Genomic DNA, 14,209 nt, shown 5'->3' with positions numbered 1-14,209 from the left:
GTCGATCCGTCACTCCTCACGCAATAGGAGTGGATTGACAGTGAAGGTGCATCCTTCTCCGCGAAAGTCCTCGGGCGGGGTCCTGCTCGCCGCCGGCGCCCTCGTCGCCGCGGCCTCCGGCTGCTCCGGCAGCGACGCCGAGGCCAAGGCCCTGAGCTGGCACAACCCCCACCTCAACGCGATCAGCCGGCCCGTCGGCGCGGGCGGCGTCAGCGCGGTCACCGGACTGAGACCCGACGGGACGCTGGAGACGGTCGCGGTCGAGACCGCGACCGGCAAACGCCTGTGGGCCTACCCCGCGACGATGGCCGGCCGGCTGCCGGGCCTCGGCGTGCAGGCCCCGGCGGTCGCCGAGGACGGCGGGCGGCCGGTGGTCGCGGCCGTCGAGCCCCTGCCCAGGAAGCGCGGCCGGTGGAACGCGCTCCTCGTCGCCCGAGAGGGCCGCACCGGGGCTCGGCTGTGGGAGCGTCCCGTCCACTCCACCTTCGGGCCGCAGCGGTGCGGGACGGCCCTGTGCGTGTCCGAGCACACCGCGCTGCGCCGCGCCCGCTTCGTCGCGCTCGACCCCGCCACCGGGCGGGAGCTGTGGCGCGTCCCGGGCGTCGCCGACGTCGCGCACGCCGACAGCGGACGGGTCGTGCTGCTGCGCCTGGTCCGGAGCCCGCTGATCGAGGCCCGCGACCTGGCCACCGGCAAGGCCGCGTGGCGGCTGCCCGTGGAGGCGGCGCTCGGGCGCGGCGTGGACCTGTCCGGCGGCTGGTCGTTCGGTACGGCCGGCGGCGACCTCGTCACCTACGTCGCGCCGTACACCGACCCGCGGACCCGCCGGGTGTCACCGTTCGGGATGTTCTCGGCGCGGCTCGCCGACGGACGGCTCAACTGGATGCGCCCCTCCGTCGTGCGCGTCTACCCCAGCGGAAGCCCCGGGGTCGCCCCGGTCGTGCGCCCGGTGGACCAGAACGGCCGGTACGGCGGGTTCGCCCACCTCGACGCCCGGAGCGGGCGCGTCATCGGGCAGATCACCGCCCAGCAGGTGCCCGGCTCTGGCTGGTGGCTGGCGTTCCCGAACGACCTGTCCGTGCTCGGCTTCCTCAAGCACAACGCCGAGGGAGCGGCGTACGACCTGCGCACCGGCGCGCGGCCCCGGCACCGGGCCCAGCGCGGCTGGTCCTTCTGCGTCACGGACCCGGCCCCGGCTCCGATCAAGGGCCAGCCGGGCTTCTACTCGATCGCCGCGCTGTGCGAGTTCGACCTGGCCACCGGCAAGCGCACCAAGGACTCCACCTCGCCCCCGCCCGCCTGGTTCACCGGCGGCGACAACGGCTGGCGCCTCTGGCGCGACCAGAAGGGCGGCCTGCACGCCCTCAAGGACGGCACCGCCACCAGCCCCGGCATGTACGGCTGACGCCCCGGGGACGGCCGCCGCGGCGCGCCGCCGGGGAACACCCGTCACGGGGCGCCGCCGGGAGGCCCGTCGGGTGCGCGGACGCCCGTCGGGCGCGCGGACGCCCGTCGGGCGCGCGGACGCCGCGCCCGGCGTGAGCCGTACGGCGCGGCGAGGGGCCGGGGGCGGCGGCGGGGATTACCGAGGAGTAACGTGCGGGGTATCGCCGTATCGGCACGCGCAGACATAGGAGAGGCACATGCCCGAGGCCGTCATCGTCGCGACAGCGCGCTCCCCCATCGGCCGCGCATTCAAGGGGTCGCTCAAGGACATCAGGCCCGACGACCTCACCGTCCAGATCGTCAGGGCGGCGCTGGACAAGGTGCCGCAGCTCGACCCGAACGACATCGACGACCTCATGCTCGGGTGCGGCCTGCCCGGCGGGGAGCAGGGCTTCAACCTGGGCCGGGTGGTCTCGGTGATGCTCGGGCTGGACAAGGTGCCGGGCACCACGATCACCCGGTACTGCTCCTCCTCGCTCCAGACCAGCCGCATGGCCTTCCACGCGATCAAGGCCGGTGAGGGCGACGTCTTCATCTCGGCGGGCGTGGAGTGCGTGAGCCGGTTCGCCAACGGCAGCTCCGACTCCCTCCCCAACACCCAGAACCCGATCTTCGACGAGGCGCGGCAGCGCACCGACGCGCGGGCGCAGGAGGGCGCGGAGCCCTGGCACGATCCGCGCGAGGACGGCGCGCTGCCCGACGTCTACATCGCGATGGGGCAGACCGCCGAGAACGTCGCCCAGCTCCGGGGCGTGAGCCGCCAGGAGCAGGACGAGTTCGGCGTGCGCTCGCAGAACCTCGCGGAGAAGGCCATCGCGGACGGCTTCTGGGAGCGCGAGATCACCCCGGTCACGCTGCCCGACGGCACCGTCGTCTCCAAGGACGACGGCCCGCGCGCCGGCACGACGTACGACAAGGTGTCCACGCTCAAGCCGGTGTTCCGGCCCGACGGCACGGTGACGGCCGGGAACTGCTGCCCGCTGAACGACGGCGCCGCCGCGGTGGTCATCATGAGCGACACGAAGGCCGCCGAGCTGGGCATCACGCCGCTGGCCCGCATCGTCTCCACCGGCGTCACCGGCCTCTCGCCGGAGATCATGGGCCTGGGCCCGGTCGAGGCGTCGCGGCAGGCGCTGCGCCGCGCGGGCATGTCCATCGGCGACGTGGACCTGGTCGAGATCAACGAGGCGTTCGCCGCCCAGGTGATCCCGTCGTACCAGGAGCTCGGCATCGACCTGGACAAGCTGAACGTCAACGGCGGCGCGATCGCGGTCGGCCACCCGTTCGGCATGACCGGAGCCCGCATCACCGCCACGATGATGAACAGCCTGGCGTTCCACGACAAGACCATCGGCCTGGAGACGATGTGCGTCGGCGGCGGCCAGGGCATGGCGATGATCTTCGAGCGCCTCTCGTAGCCGCCGAGTCCACCATCTGAGCACGGCCCGTCCACCATGCGGGCGGGTCGTGTTCACCGAACGGAAAAGTCCCGCCGGGGCGTTACAACTTCGGCGGGACTTGTTATATGGGCGTTATCTGCGGCAAGCGACGCTCCGCGACGCGGGCCCCACGCCCCGTTACACAAGGCTTGCCTCTGAGGTCTTGTGTTCCCCCTGCTGGTGATGCAGGCTCAAGCCCAAGACGAGCTCATCCCGCGGAGGTGCCCATGTCCCTGAACCACTCGCCGGAGACGCACAGCAAGCTCATCGCCCGCGTTCCGACCATCACCGGACGCGAACTCCCGGAGTGGTTCCAGGCCCTCGACAACGGCCCGGCGTTCCTACGGTGCGAAGAGAGGACGAACTGGCTCGCCGACGAGCACGGCCTCTCCCACGGCTACGCCTCCGCGATCGTGCACGAGCACGAGCGGCGGCGCCGTTCCCGCCTCTTCTCCCTCTGACCTCCGGCCCCCCGGCTCCCCCGGCCCCGGAAACGCTTCACAGGCGCCCGCCGCGCCCCGTGCCCGACGGGCGCCCCCTCACGCGCCCTCCCGAGCACCGCACGCCCCTCACGCGCCCCTCACCCCGGCGCTTCCCCGCGACGCCCGCCCCCACGGCGATTCCTCCCACGTCGCCCCCTTCGCGCCCCTCCCTGAGCAGCGCCCTCCCCTCGCGGCGCATCCCCCTCGCTGCGCTTCCCTTCGTGGCGCATCCCCCACGCGGCGCATCCCCCACGCGGCGCTTTCCTTCGCGGTGACCATGCGGTTTCAATCACACGGTGTGCTCAAAACCGCATGATCATGGCGAGGTGGGAGCCAGGAGGTGAGGGTGGGTGGCGGTACGGCTTACGCGGGGGCGGCGTGGGTGAGGGTGACGCGGATGACCACGCGGGACTCGCGCTCCATGGCGGCGCGGTAGTCGTCCCAGTCGGGGTGCTCGCCGGAGATCCCCCGGTAGTAGTCGACCAGGAGAGGCATCGCGTCCGGCAGCGAGACCACCTCGGCGGTGCCCTCGACCTGGATCCAGTCGCCGAAGAAGGCGTCGGTGAACACGCACAACGCCACGCTCGCGTCCCGCCGCGCGTTGCGGGTCTTGACCGCCGTCTCCCGCGTGCTGATGACCGCCCGTCCCGCCTCGTCCACGCCCACGAGGACCGGGGACATCTGCGGCCGGCCGTCGGCGTGCCTGGTCAGCAGGACGGCCCGATGATTGTCGCGCAGGAACGCCCGCGCCCTGTCGAGATCCATACCGCCATTCTCACCGCGCCCCCGCCGTGCGCGCCCCCACACCACCGCGCCCGGGCCGCCGCGCCCGGCCGTCCGGGACGCCACCTCGCCGCACCCGCCCCCCGCCGCGCCGCGCGCCCCCACCGGGCTGTCGCGCTACGCCGTACGGCGAGCGGGGCCGTGCACACGGCGCACGGGTCTCCGGATGACGAAACGCCCGGCCCCCAGGGCGGGAGCCGGGCGTCGCGGTGCGAGACGGGTCAGTCGCTGCTGCTGAAGTAGCTCAGCAGGCGCAGGATCTCCAGGTAGATCCAGACGAGGCTGAGCGTCAGGCCGAACGCGGCCATCCAGGCGAACTTCTGCGGCGCGCCCTCGCGGACTCCTTCCTCGATCGACGCGAAGTCGAGCAGGAGGAAGAAGCAGCCGACGAGGATCGCCACGACGCTGAACACGTAGGCCAGCGGCCCGCCGGAGCGGATGCCGATGCCGTCCTCGATGAAGAACGAGGCCAGCAGGTTGACCAGCATCAGGCCCATCAGGGCGAAGCCCGCCGCGATCACGAAGCGGGTGAACTTCGGCGTGACCCGGACGATCCGCAGGGCGTACACGACCAGGGTGCCGGCGAACGCCAGGGCCGTGCCGACCACCGCCTGGAAGACGATCCCGTGGAAGAGGTCGTCATAGCGGTGGCTGACGACGCCGACCATCACGCCGTAGGCGGCGGCGAACCCGAGCACCAGGAAGGGGTTCGCCTTGTTCCCGAAGGTGACGATCGCCCACAGGACGAGCCCGACCAGGAGCGCGCCGACGGCGACGCCCATGCTCAGGTTGAAGTACCAGGCGGCGGCCGCGGTCGCGACCAGGGTCACCAGGGTCATGGCGCTGCGGACGACGACGTCGTCCAGCGTCACGGGCCGGCCGACGGCCGGGGGCGCGTAGGCCGGCTGGTTGTACATCTCGTTGAGTTGCTGAGCGCTCGGGGGCGGCGACTGCTGCCATCCGCCCTGGTTCCGAGCGAAAGCACCACGCCGGTTGAAGACCGGGTTCCTGCTCTCCATCGCTGCCTCCATGCTGCGATCTGTGCGATCAGCTTATGCGATTGCGTCCCCGATGGCGGAACGTCCGACAGCGGTTCCAAGTGCCCCCGGTCGGATTCGAACCGACACGTCAGCTCTTTTAAGGAGCTTGCCTCTGCCATTGGGCTACGGGGGCGCCGCAATCATACGTAAAACGTCACTCCCGGCGCTTCTCTCCCTGCCGAAGATAGTTCCTCCGGAGGCGTACGCCCGGCCCGCCCCCGTCTGTTCGGATCCGGGGGGTACGGCGACGCGTGGCCCGGCCGGACCCCGCCCGGCCGCACATCGTCCCTGATCAAGGACACGGAAGGCGGGTACGGCTCGGCCCGGCCGGCCCCGGGGCGAGCCGGGGGCGCGGCCGGGCCGGGCGGGAAATCAGGTGCGCGCGGCGAGCTCGAATTCCTCGCGCGGCTTGTGCATCTCGTCCAGGGCGACGATCTCGCGGCGGAGCACCCCGGCCATCGTCCAGTCCATGAGGACGCGGATCTTGCGGTTGAACGTCGGGACCATGGCCACGTGGTAGGCGCGGTGCAGGGCCCAGGCGGCGAATCCGCGGACCTTGATCCCGAAGACGTGCGCGGCGCCCTCGTGCAGGCCGAGGCTGGCGACGGAGCCGACGTACTTGTGCTTGTACTCCTTCATCGGCATGTCGTTCATGTAGCGGACGATGTTCTCCGCGAGGAGCTTGGCCTGCCGTACGGCGTGCTGGGCGTTGGGGGCCGTGAACGCGCCGGGGTTGGTCAGGTCGGGCACGGCGGCGACGTCGCCCGCGGTGAAGGCGTCGCGCACGCCCTCGACCATCAGCTCGGGGGTGGCCTTGATCCGGCCGCGCTCGTCGGCGGGCAGGTCGCTGGCGTTCACGACCGGGCTCGCCTTGACGCCCGCGGTCCAGACGAGGGTGTCGGCGTCGAACTCGTCGCCGTCGCTGAGCACCATGTGCTTGTTCTCGGCGGACTGCAGGAAGGTGTTCAGCTTGACCTCGATGCCGCGGTCGCGCAGCTCCTTGAGGGCGTACTTGCCCATCTTGGGGCCGACCTCGGGCAGGATGCGGTCGCTGGCCTCGACCATCACCCAGCGCATGTCCTCGCGGGAGATGGTCTTGTAGAACTTCGTGGCGTACTTGGCCATGTTCTCCATCTCGCCGAGGGCCTCGGCGCCGGAGAAGCCGCCGCCGACGACCACGAAGGTCAGCGCCTTGGCGCGCTCCTCGGGGTCGGTGGTGGACTCGGCCAGATCGAACTGGGCCAGCACGTGGTTGCGCAGCGCGATGGCCTCGCCGACGGTCTTGAAGCCGATGCCGTGCTCGGCCAGGCCGGGGATGGGGAGCAGCCGGGAGATGGACCCGGCGGCCATGACCAGGATGTCGTACTCCACCTCGCGGGAGCCGCCGGCGAGCGGGGCGAAGGTGACGCGCCGCCGCGCGTGCTCGACCTTGGTGACGCGCCCGTTGAGCACGTCGACCTTGGGCAGGGCGCGCCGCAGGGGCACCACGACGTGGCGCGGGGAGATGTTGCCGGCCGCGGCCTCGGGGAGGAACGGCTGGTAGGTCATGTACGACTGGGGGTCGATGATGGTGATCTCGACCTTCTTCTTCCGCAGCTCCCAGCGCAGCTTCCGCTGAAGCCCGAGCGCGGTGTAGAGGCCGACGTAACCACCACCGACGATCAGGATGCGCTTCGGGTGGTTCTTGCCCTTCATCTCTGACTCCCCTCCACGGCGGCCCCTTGCCGCCCACCCCCCGTGCTCTTCGCCGGGAGGCTTGTGAAACTATTCACAAGGATAAGAGCACCGACGGGGTGCTCTGTATTCCCAGCGGAGGAAAAAGGGCAAAAAGTTTCCGGATCGTCACCATCTTCGCAAAGTTCTCAGGAGAACTCGCGAGGATCTTTCGCTACTGCCACGGCACGGGCGAACACCTCGTCGAGCATGGTCTCCGTCACACGTCCGGTGAACGTGTTCTGCTGGCTCGGGTGGTAGCAGCCCAGCAGCCGCACCGGGCGCCCGCCGTACTCGATCTCGACCTCGACGCCGTGCCCGAAGGCCGGGCGGCGCGGCGGCAGGGCGTATCCGGCCGCCTTGAGGCCGGGCCAGAGCGCCTGCCAGCCGAAACCGCCGAGGACCACGATCGCCCGCACCGACGGCGCGCACAGCTCGACCTCGCGCGCCAGCCAGGGCAGGCAGGTGTCCCGCTCCTGCGGCGTCGGCTTGTTGGCGGGCGGGGCGCAGCGCACGGAGGCGAGCATCCGCGCCCCGATCAGCCGCTGCCCGTCGTCGGCCCGCGTGCTCGTGGGGATCGCGGCCAGCCCGGTCCGGTGGAGCGAGGCGAACAGCCAGTCGCCGCTGCGGTCCCCCGTGAAGATCCGGCCGGTGCGGTTGCCCCCGTGCGCGGCGGGCGCCAGCCCCACGATCAGCACGCGCGGCTCCGCGTCGCCCCACCCCGGGACGGGCCGTCCCCAGTAGGTCTCGTCCGCGAACGCCCGCCGTTTCTCGTCGGCGACCAGCTCGCGCCACTCCACGAGCCGTGGGCAGGCCCGGCACACCGACTCCCTGGCCTCCAGCTCCGCGACGGTACGGCTGCCGCCCGCCAGCTCCGCGACCTGGACCACGTCATGCGCGACGGGGGTCTCGGGAGACGCGGGATCCCCCGGCCAGCCCGTCCCCGGAAGTACGAAACTCACCCGCAGATCCTGCCACCCCCCGCCCCGTCCAACCCCGGCGCCCGCACGACCCCGCGCCGACCAGGCGATTCCGGGTGCGACGGACTTCGCGTGATCGGCGCGAGGACGGGCGAGGCGGCCGGAGCCGACGGCCGCGGCGGTCAGGAGCCGCGGGCGGGTGAGGCGGTCAGGAGCCGCGGGTGGGCGTGGGGGTCGGCGTGGACTTGGGCGTGGGGGTCGGCGTGGACTTGGACGTGGGCGTGGGGGAAGGGGTGGCGCTCGCCCCGCCGGTCGGAGTGGCGCCCGGGGTGGGCGTGGCCGGCGGGCTCCCGGCCGGGGTGGGGGTCGCGACCCCGTTTGCGGGCGGGGTCGGGGCCGGCGGCACGGGGGCCGGCGGGGGGATGATGCAGCCGCTCTCCTCCTGGATCAGCCCGCCCTCGTTCACCGCGTCCCGGAGCTTGAGCGGGTAGCGGTGCTTGAGCGGCTGAGGCGTGCCGCAGTACCACTCCAGGACGTAGTCGGGCTCCGGCTCCACCTCGATCGGGCGGCCGTGCTGGTCGTAGAGGAGCACGCCCTCCAGCGGCCGGCCCTCGGCGTCGCGCGGGAAGATGTTGCCGACCTGGCCCGAGTCCAGCGAGGACATGTGCTGGATGGGCGGCTGCCCCCCTGCCGGAGCCGCCTGCCCGGTGTACGGCTCGCGCTTGTTCTCGGCGTGCACGTCGGCGGCGATGAGCACGCCCATGGCCACCCCGAGCAGCGCCACCACGTTCACCGCGCGCCCGGCCCACCGCCAGTGCCCGAGGCCCGCGCCGCGCATGCCGTACCAGACCGAGGCCCAGACCAGGGCGAACGCGAACAGCCACTCCAGGATGTTCGTGGGCGTCAGCGTCTCCCCGGCCTGGATCGACAGGATCACCACCGCGGCGGCGTATCCGCGCAGGACCCACCAGGCCGGGCGGAGCTGCGGCAGGAACTCCAGCAGGTGGCGGTAGGCCGGGAGCTCCGACAGCCGCGTGTGGGCCGCGGCGGCGGTCTCGCGGAAGCGGGCGGTGACGTCGTGGGGAAGGCGCCGGAGCCGGCCGCGCCGCGGCGTCGCGGGACGGCCCCCGTAGGCGGCCCGCAGATCGGCGGCGTACGCCTCGGGCGAGCCGAGGCGGGCGGTCAGCGGCTCCGGCGAGTCTGCGGCGACCTCGGCGAGGTGGCTGTCGAGGTCTTCGAGCAGCTCCTCGCGGTCGGACTCGGGCAGGTCGGCCAGCGCGGCGCGGACCGCCCCGGCGTACCGCGCGACCTCGTCAGGCTGCGTGTTGCTCATCGTCGCGCCTCCTCGGGCCCGTCAAGGCTCTTCACGCCGGAGCTCTCCACGTCGGCGTTCTTCAGCAGGTCGTCCATCGTCGCGGCGAAGGAATCCCAGGTCGCGGCGGAGGTCGCCAGGGTGCGGCGGCCGTTGTCGTTGAGGCCGTAGTACTTGCGGTGCGGCCCCTCCTCGGAGGGCACCACGTACGAGTTCAGCGCCCCGGCCCTGAACAGCCGCCGGAGCGTGCCGTACACCGACGCGTCCCCGATCTCGGCCAGGCCCGCCTCGCGCAGTCGCCGTACGACGTCGTAGCCGTAACTGTCCCGCTCCGCCAGCACGGCCAGGACGGCCAGGTCGAGCACGCCCTTGAGAAGCTGGCTGGTATCCACGGCATGCACAGTACTGTGCAATGCGCAGTAGCCGCAACAGAGATCCACGATCATGTGGTCGTGGGATCTCTCGCCGCCGGTTACAGGAGGGACCAGGCGATGCCGTCGAGGATGTCGTGCTCGCTGACGACGACCTCGGCGAAGCCGTACTCGGCCATGATCCGGTCGAGGATGAGGGCGCCCGCGGCGATCACGTCCACGCGCCCGGGGTGCATGACCGGGATCGCGGCGCGCTCGTCGTGGGTCTGGGTGAGCAGGCGCCGGGAGACCTCGTGGACCCGGTCCGCGCCGATCACCGAGTGGTGGATTTTGTCGGGCAGGTACCCCGGCAGGTCCAGGGCGATGCCCGCGACCGTGGTGACCGAGCCGGCCAGGCCGACGAGCGTCCTCGCGTCGCGCACCGGCACCGCATCGGCGACGCGGGCGAGGGCGGCGTCGATGTCGGCCACCGTGGCGGCGACGCTCTCGGGCGAGGGGACGTCGGCGGGCGCGAGGTGGCGCTCGGTGAGGCGGACGCAGCCGATGTCCACCGACAGGGCGCCCTCGACGTCCCGGTCCCCCACGACGAACTCCGTCGAGCCCCCGCCGATGTCCACCACGAGGTACGGCGTGGCGCGGCCGGACAGCTCGCGGGTCGCGCCGGTGAACGAGAGGCGCGCCTCCTCGTCGCCGGTGACGACCTCGGGGGGCACGCCGAAGACGGACACGACGCCGTCCACGAACTCACTTCGGTTCTCGGCGTCGCGGGTGGCGCTGGTGGCGACCACGCGGACGCGCTCGGCCCCGTGGGTCCCGATGAGCTTGGCGTACCCGCGCATCGCGGTGAACGTGCGCTCCAGCGCCTCGGGGGCGAGCCGGCCGGTCCGGTCCACGCCCTGGCCGAGACGCACGATCTCCATGCGGCGCTCGACGTCGGTGAGCGTGGTCCCGTCGAGGTCGGCGATGAGCAGGCGCACCGAGTTGGTGCCGCAGTCGATGGCCGCGACGCGGGTCATGCGCAGGGTCCTTCCGCCCACCAGTCGGGCAGCATGTCGAGGGCCTGGCGGCCCAGGGGGTTCGAGCCCGGGACGGCGAGCTCCTGGGCGACGAGCGCGTGCAGGCACTTCACCCGCGTGGGCATGCCCCCCGCGCTCTGCATGTCGCGCGGCAGCGGCTCCAGCCCGTCCTCGGCCGCCGCCCGGTCGCGCCGGGCGATGTAGTCGTCGTGCGCGGCCTGGTAGGCGGCGGCGAGCTCGGGGTCCTCGGCCAGCCGCGCGGCCATCTCCTTCATGACGCCGGTGGACTCCAGCGTGCCGATCAGCGAGTTCACGCGCGGGCACGTCAGGTAGTACAGCGTCGGGAACGGCGACCCGTCCGGCAGCCGCGGGGCCGTCTCCACGACGTCCGGGAGCGAGCAGGGGCACCGGGCGGCCACGGCCCGCACCCCGCGCGGGGTGCGGCCGAGCTGCCGCTCCACGGCCTCCAGGTCGCCCCGGTCCACGGTGTACGGCCGGCGCGGGGGCACCGCGTCGCCGTACGGCTCGGGCGGCGTCAGCGTCTCGCCGTGCCGCTCGCCCGGGCCGCCGGGGTGGGCGCCCTCGGCGGCGGTCAGCCCCGGCTCCAGGCCGGGTTCCGTGCCGCCCATGCCCTCCCCGGCCGTGCCGTACGGCCGGACGTCCGCGGCGTACGGGTCCATGCCCTCGCCCGCCGTGCCGTACTCCTCGGCGGGGATGTCCTGCGGTCTCTCACTCATCCTGGTGTGTTCCCCCCGGTCGCGCGGCGGCCCACCCCGCGGTCCGCCGCCTCCACCGACTCCCAGAGCACCTGGTACCAGGGCTGCTCGCCGGTGGCGGGCGGAGCCGGGCGGTTCTTGTCGCTCGCGCCTCTGGTGCCCTTGCGCGGCTCGTCGAGCACGACGTAGCACTTCTCGCCCTGCCCGCAGAAGTGCAGGCGCCGGCGGGCCTCGCGCGCGATGTAGTCGGGGTCCTCAAGCTGCCTTCTGCGCTTCTGCAGCTCGTCGACCTCGCGGCTGGCCTGCCGGGCCTGCTCCTCGAGCTGGGCGATCTGGTTGCGCTGGGAGACGTACTCCCGCACCGGGTAGGCCAGGCTCATCGCGATCGCGCACACGACGACGGCGAGGATCGCCGCTCGGCCCGTGAACTGCGGGCGGAACCTTCTCCCGGCCATGCGCGGCCCCGTCAGGCCGAGAAGCGCGGGAACGCCGACCGGCCGGCGTAACGCGCCGCGTCGTCCAGCAGCTCCTCGATGCGCAGGAGCTGGTTGTACTTGGCCACGCGGTCGCTGCGGGCCGGGGCGCCGGTCTTGATCTGGCCGCAGTTGGTGGCGACGGCCAGGTCGGCGATCGTGGTGTCCTCGGTCTCGCCGGAGCGGTGGCTCATCATGCAGCGGTAGCCGCTGCGGTGGGCCAGGTCCACGGCGTCCAGGGTCTCGGTGAGCGTGCCGATCTGGTTCACCTTGACCAGCAGCGCGTTCGCGGTGCCGGCCTCGATGCCCCGGCGCAGCCGCTCGGGGTTGGTGACGAACAGGTCGTCGCCGACGAGCTGGACGCGCGAGCCGAGGGCGTCGGTGACGGCCTTCCAGCCGTCCCAGTCCTCCTCGTTCAGCGGGTCCTCGATCGAGACCAGCGGGTAGGCGTCCACCAGCTCGGTGTAGTAGGCGACCATGTCCTCGGCGCTGCGGCCCTTGCCCTCAAGGACGTACGACCCGTCCTTGTAGAACTCGGACGCGGCGACGTCGAGGGCGACGGCGATGTCGGACCCGGCCTGGAAGCCGGCCTTCTCGATCGCCACCAGGATCAGGTCGAGGGCGTCGCGGTTGCTCGGCAGGTTCGGGGCGAAGCCGCCCTCGTCGCCGAGGCCCGTGGCGTACCCCTTCTCCTTGAGCACGGCCTTGAGCGCGTGGTAGGTCTCGGCGCCCATGCGCACGGCTTCGGAGAACGTGTCGGCCCCGATCGGCGCGATCATGAACTCCTGCACGTCCACGTTGGTGTCGGCGTGCGCGCCGCCGTTCAGGATGTTCATCATCGGCACCGGCAGCAGGTGCGCGTTCGGCCCGCCGACGTAGCGGAACAGCGGCAGGTCGGCGGCCTCGGCGGCGGCCTTGGCCACGGCCAGCGACACGCCGAGGATGGCGTTGGCGCCCAGCTTGGACTTGTTCGGCGTGCCGTCCAGGTCGATCATGACCTGGTCGATCACACGCTGTTCCTCGGCGTCGAACCCGATGATCTCGTTGGAGATCTCGTCGGTCACCGCGAGCACGGCCCTGGTCACGCCCTTGCCGCCGTACCGCTCGTCACCGTCCCGCAGCTCCACGGCCTCGAACTGCCCCGTCGAGGCGCCACTGGGTACGGCCGCGCGGCCGGTGCTGTAGTCGTCGAGCAGGACCTCGACCTCGACCGTGGGGTTCCCCCGCGAGTCCAGGATCTCCCGGGCGTTGACGGCCTCAATGGAAGCCACGAAGCGCTCCTATGCCAGATTGTCAGACGGTTTGCCCCCAGAGCCTATCGGCCCCGGCCCGCGGGCACGGCGACCGCCACACCCCTGGGCCGAGACCACGGGCGAGCGCGGAGCCCCCGCCGGGTCCGCAGCCCGCCGATCCCGCCGGTCCACCGATCCCAGCGGTCCACCGATCCCACCGGTCCACCGATCCCGCCGGTCCAGGGAACGGCACGGCGGGGGGACACGGGAGCGCGGCCGCCGCGTTCGCGGCGGGGTGGCGGGTCAGGACCGGGTGGACTCCCAGCGGCGGACCCGGTCCCGGAAGGTCCTCGCGGCGGCGCGGAGTTCGGTCTCGGGGTCGAGGCCCGCCTGGGCGGCCCGCCGTACGAGGTCGAAGAGCTCCTTGCCGATGCCGTTGCCGACCGCGCGGTAGAGCTCGTCGGGGACGTCGGCCCGCTCGGCCCGCTTCTGCATCTGGTAGGCCAGGGCGAGGGCCGGCTGGGACATGGGGACGCCGTCGAGGGTGCTGCCGGTCTCGCCGTGCTTGGCGGCGCGCTCGGCGGCCTTGATGGCGTCCCAGTTGGCCTTGACCTCCTCCGGGCTCGCCACCTCCACGTCGGAGAAGACGTGGGGGTGGCGGCGGATGAGCTTGTCGACGATGCCGGCGGCGACGTCGTCGATGTCGAAGGCGGTCTCGTCCTCGCGCTCGGCGGCGATGCGGGCGTGGAAGAAGACCTGGAGCAGGACGTCGCCCAGTTCCTCGCGGAGGGCCGCGTAGTCGCCGGTCTCCAGCGCCTCCAGGGCCTCGTAGGGCTCTTCGAGGAGGTGGCGGGCCAGCGACTCGTGGGTCTGCTTGGCGTCCCAGGGGCAGTCGCGGCGCAGCCGGTCCATGACCTCGACCAGGTCGAGCAGGCGCGCGCCCGGGACGTCGTAGGAGCCGTTGAGGAGCTCGACGTCCGGCGGGTCGGCGCTGTTGACCACCACCTCGCCGATCCGGCGCATGAGGTCCTCGTCGCCCTCGGGCGAGGCCAGCCAGGTCACCGCGCCCGCGCGCGCCTCGTTGACCAGCAGGTGCGGGTCCGGGTCCACGACCTGGACCTCGACGCCCGCCTCCGCGAGGTACGGCAGTTGCGGATGGTCCGGCGTCGCCGTCAGGACGCGCGCGGACTCCAGCGCGCGCCAGGCCTGCCGGGTGAGCAGGCCGGGCGCGACGCGGTGCGAGGTGGAGACGATCGTCAGCGGCAT

14 protein-coding genes and 1 tRNA gene are annotated in these 14,209 nt (G+C 72.5%); 3 read left to right on the top strand and 12 right to left on the bottom strand.

The window, feature by feature from the left end:
- Nucleotides 1-40: 40 nt before the first annotated feature.
- The 3 genes from D5H75_RS10905 to D5H75_RS10895 all read left to right on the top strand — a co-directional run bounded on the left by D5H75_RS10905 (nt 41) and on the right by D5H75_RS10895 (nt 3,346).
- Nucleotides 41-1,405, top strand: a complete 1,365-nt coding sequence (locus tag D5H75_RS10905; protein WP_242454132.1) for an outer membrane protein assembly factor BamB family protein — start codon at nt 41-43, stop codon at nt 1,403-1,405.
- Between the two features lie 238 nt (nt 1,406-1,643).
- Nucleotides 1,644-2,864, top strand: a complete 1,221-nt coding sequence (locus tag D5H75_RS10900; RefSeq protein WP_119926267.1) for an acetyl-CoA C-acetyltransferase — start codon at nt 1,644-1,646, stop codon at nt 2,862-2,864.
- Between the two features lie 248 nt (nt 2,865-3,112).
- Complete coding sequence (locus tag D5H75_RS10895; protein ID WP_119926266.1) at nt 3,113-3,346, top strand: DUF4287 domain-containing protein; 234 nt, start codon at nt 3,113-3,115, stop codon at nt 3,344-3,346.
- Between the two features lie 384 nt (nt 3,347-3,730).
- Here the strand turns inward: D5H75_RS10895 and D5H75_RS10890 are convergent, their stop codons facing one another.
- The 12 genes from D5H75_RS10890 to D5H75_RS10835 form a co-directional block, all read right to left on the bottom strand.
- Nucleotides 3,731-4,132, bottom strand: coding sequence for a PPOX class F420-dependent oxidoreductase (locus D5H75_RS10890; RefSeq protein ID WP_119926265.1), 402 nt, complete (start codon nt 4,130-4,132; stop codon nt 3,731-3,733).
- A 239-nt stretch (nt 4,133-4,371) separates the two neighbouring features.
- On the bottom strand, nt 4,372-5,169 hold the full coding sequence (locus tag D5H75_RS10885; protein WP_119926264.1) for a Bax inhibitor-1/YccA family protein: 798 nt from the start codon (nt 5,167-5,169) through the stop codon (nt 4,372-4,374).
- A gap of 81 nt (nt 5,170-5,250) precedes the next feature.
- Nucleotides 5,251-5,323, bottom strand: a tRNA-Leu gene (locus D5H75_RS10880).
- 239 nt (nt 5,324-5,562) lie between these two features.
- On the bottom strand, nt 5,563-6,885 hold the full coding sequence (locus tag D5H75_RS10875; RefSeq protein WP_119926263.1) for an NAD(P)/FAD-dependent oxidoreductase: 1,323 nt from the start codon (nt 6,883-6,885) through the stop codon (nt 5,563-5,565).
- Nucleotides 6,886-7,052: 167 nt separating this feature from the next.
- A complete protein-coding gene (locus D5H75_RS10870) occupies nt 7,053-7,865 on the bottom strand; it encodes a uracil-DNA glycosylase (RefSeq protein ID WP_119926262.1) in 813 nt (270 codons plus the stop codon).
- 166 nt (nt 7,866-8,031) lie between these two features.
- A complete protein-coding gene (locus tag D5H75_RS10865) occupies nt 8,032-9,156 on the bottom strand; it encodes an HAAS signaling domain-containing protein (RefSeq protein WP_119926261.1) in 1,125 nt (374 codons plus the stop codon).
- Nucleotides 9,153-9,527, bottom strand: coding sequence for a PadR family transcriptional regulator (locus D5H75_RS10860; protein WP_119926577.1), 375 nt, complete (start codon nt 9,525-9,527; stop codon nt 9,153-9,155). Before D5H75_RS10860 ends, D5H75_RS10865 begins: the two co-directional genes overlap by 4 nt.
- A gap of 80 nt (nt 9,528-9,607) precedes the next feature.
- Entirely contained in the window at nt 9,608-10,522 is a 915-nt protein-coding gene (locus tag D5H75_RS10855) for a Ppx/GppA phosphatase family protein (RefSeq protein WP_119926260.1), read from the bottom strand.
- On the bottom strand, nt 10,519-11,151 hold the full coding sequence (locus tag D5H75_RS10850) for a DUF501 domain-containing protein (RefSeq protein WP_119926576.1): 633 nt from the start codon (nt 11,149-11,151) through the stop codon (nt 10,519-10,521). The genes D5H75_RS10855 and D5H75_RS10850 overlap by 4 nt, the downstream gene beginning before the upstream one ends.
- Before the next feature lie 104 nt (nt 11,152-11,255).
- Nucleotides 11,256-11,693, bottom strand: a complete 438-nt coding sequence (locus D5H75_RS10845) for an FtsB family cell division protein (RefSeq protein ID WP_119926259.1) — start codon at nt 11,691-11,693, stop codon at nt 11,256-11,258.
- Nucleotides 11,694-11,704: 11 nt separating this feature from the next.
- Entirely contained in the window at nt 11,705-12,982 is a 1,278-nt protein-coding gene (gene eno / locus D5H75_RS10840) for a phosphopyruvate hydratase (RefSeq protein WP_119926258.1), read from the bottom strand.
- 264 nt (nt 12,983-13,246) lie between these two features.
- Complete coding sequence (locus D5H75_RS10835; RefSeq protein WP_119926257.1) at nt 13,247-14,209, bottom strand: nucleoside triphosphate pyrophosphohydrolase; 963 nt, start codon at nt 14,207-14,209, stop codon at nt 13,247-13,249.

Source organism: Bailinhaonella thermotolerans (assembly GCF_003594875.1).
In the GTDB taxonomy this organism is placed as follows: Bacteria; Actinomycetota; Actinomycetes; order Streptosporangiales; family Streptosporangiaceae; genus Bailinhaonella; species Bailinhaonella thermotolerans.
The sequence above is the reverse complement of the archived record's forward strand: the minus strand, read 5'-3'. Positions and strand labels throughout refer to the sequence as shown.

Bases quoted from the DNA above. Each gene is read 5' to 3' on its own strand.
- D5H75_RS10900 (WP_119926267.1), top strand. From the start codon at position 1,644: ATGCCCGAGGCCGTCATCGTCGCGACAGCGCGCTCCCCCATCGGCCGC.
- D5H75_RS10895 (WP_119926266.1), top strand. From the start codon at position 3,113: ATGTCCCTGAACCACTCGCCGGAGACGCACAGCAAGCTCATCGCCCGC.
- D5H75_RS10890 (WP_119926265.1), bottom strand. From the start codon at position 4,132: ATGGATCTCGACAGGGCGCGGGCGTTCCTGCGCGACAATCATCGGGCC.
- D5H75_RS10885 (WP_119926264.1), bottom strand. From the start codon at position 5,169: ATGGAGAGCAGGAACCCGGTCTTCAACCGGCGTGGTGCTTTCGCTCGG.
- D5H75_RS10875 (WP_119926263.1), bottom strand. From the start codon at position 6,885: ATGAAGGGCAAGAACCACCCGAAGCGCATCCTGATCGTCGGTGGTGGT.
- D5H75_RS10865 (WP_119926261.1), bottom strand. From the start codon at position 9,156: ATGAGCAACACGCAGCCTGACGAGGTCGCGCGGTACGCCGGGGCGGTC.
- D5H75_RS10855 (WP_119926260.1), bottom strand. From the start codon at position 10,522: ATGACCCGCGTCGCGGCCATCGACTGCGGCACCAACTCGGTGCGCCTG.
- D5H75_RS10850 (WP_119926576.1), bottom strand. From the start codon at position 11,151: ATGGGCGGCACGGAACCCGGCCTGGAGCCGGGGCTGACCGCCGCCGAG.
- D5H75_RS10845 (WP_119926259.1), bottom strand. From the start codon at position 11,693: ATGGCCGGGAGAAGGTTCCGCCCGCAGTTCACGGGCCGAGCGGCGATC.
- D5H75_RS10835 (WP_119926257.1), bottom strand. From the start codon at position 14,209: ATGCCGCTGACGATCGTCTCCACCTCGCACCGCGTCGCGCCCGGCCTG.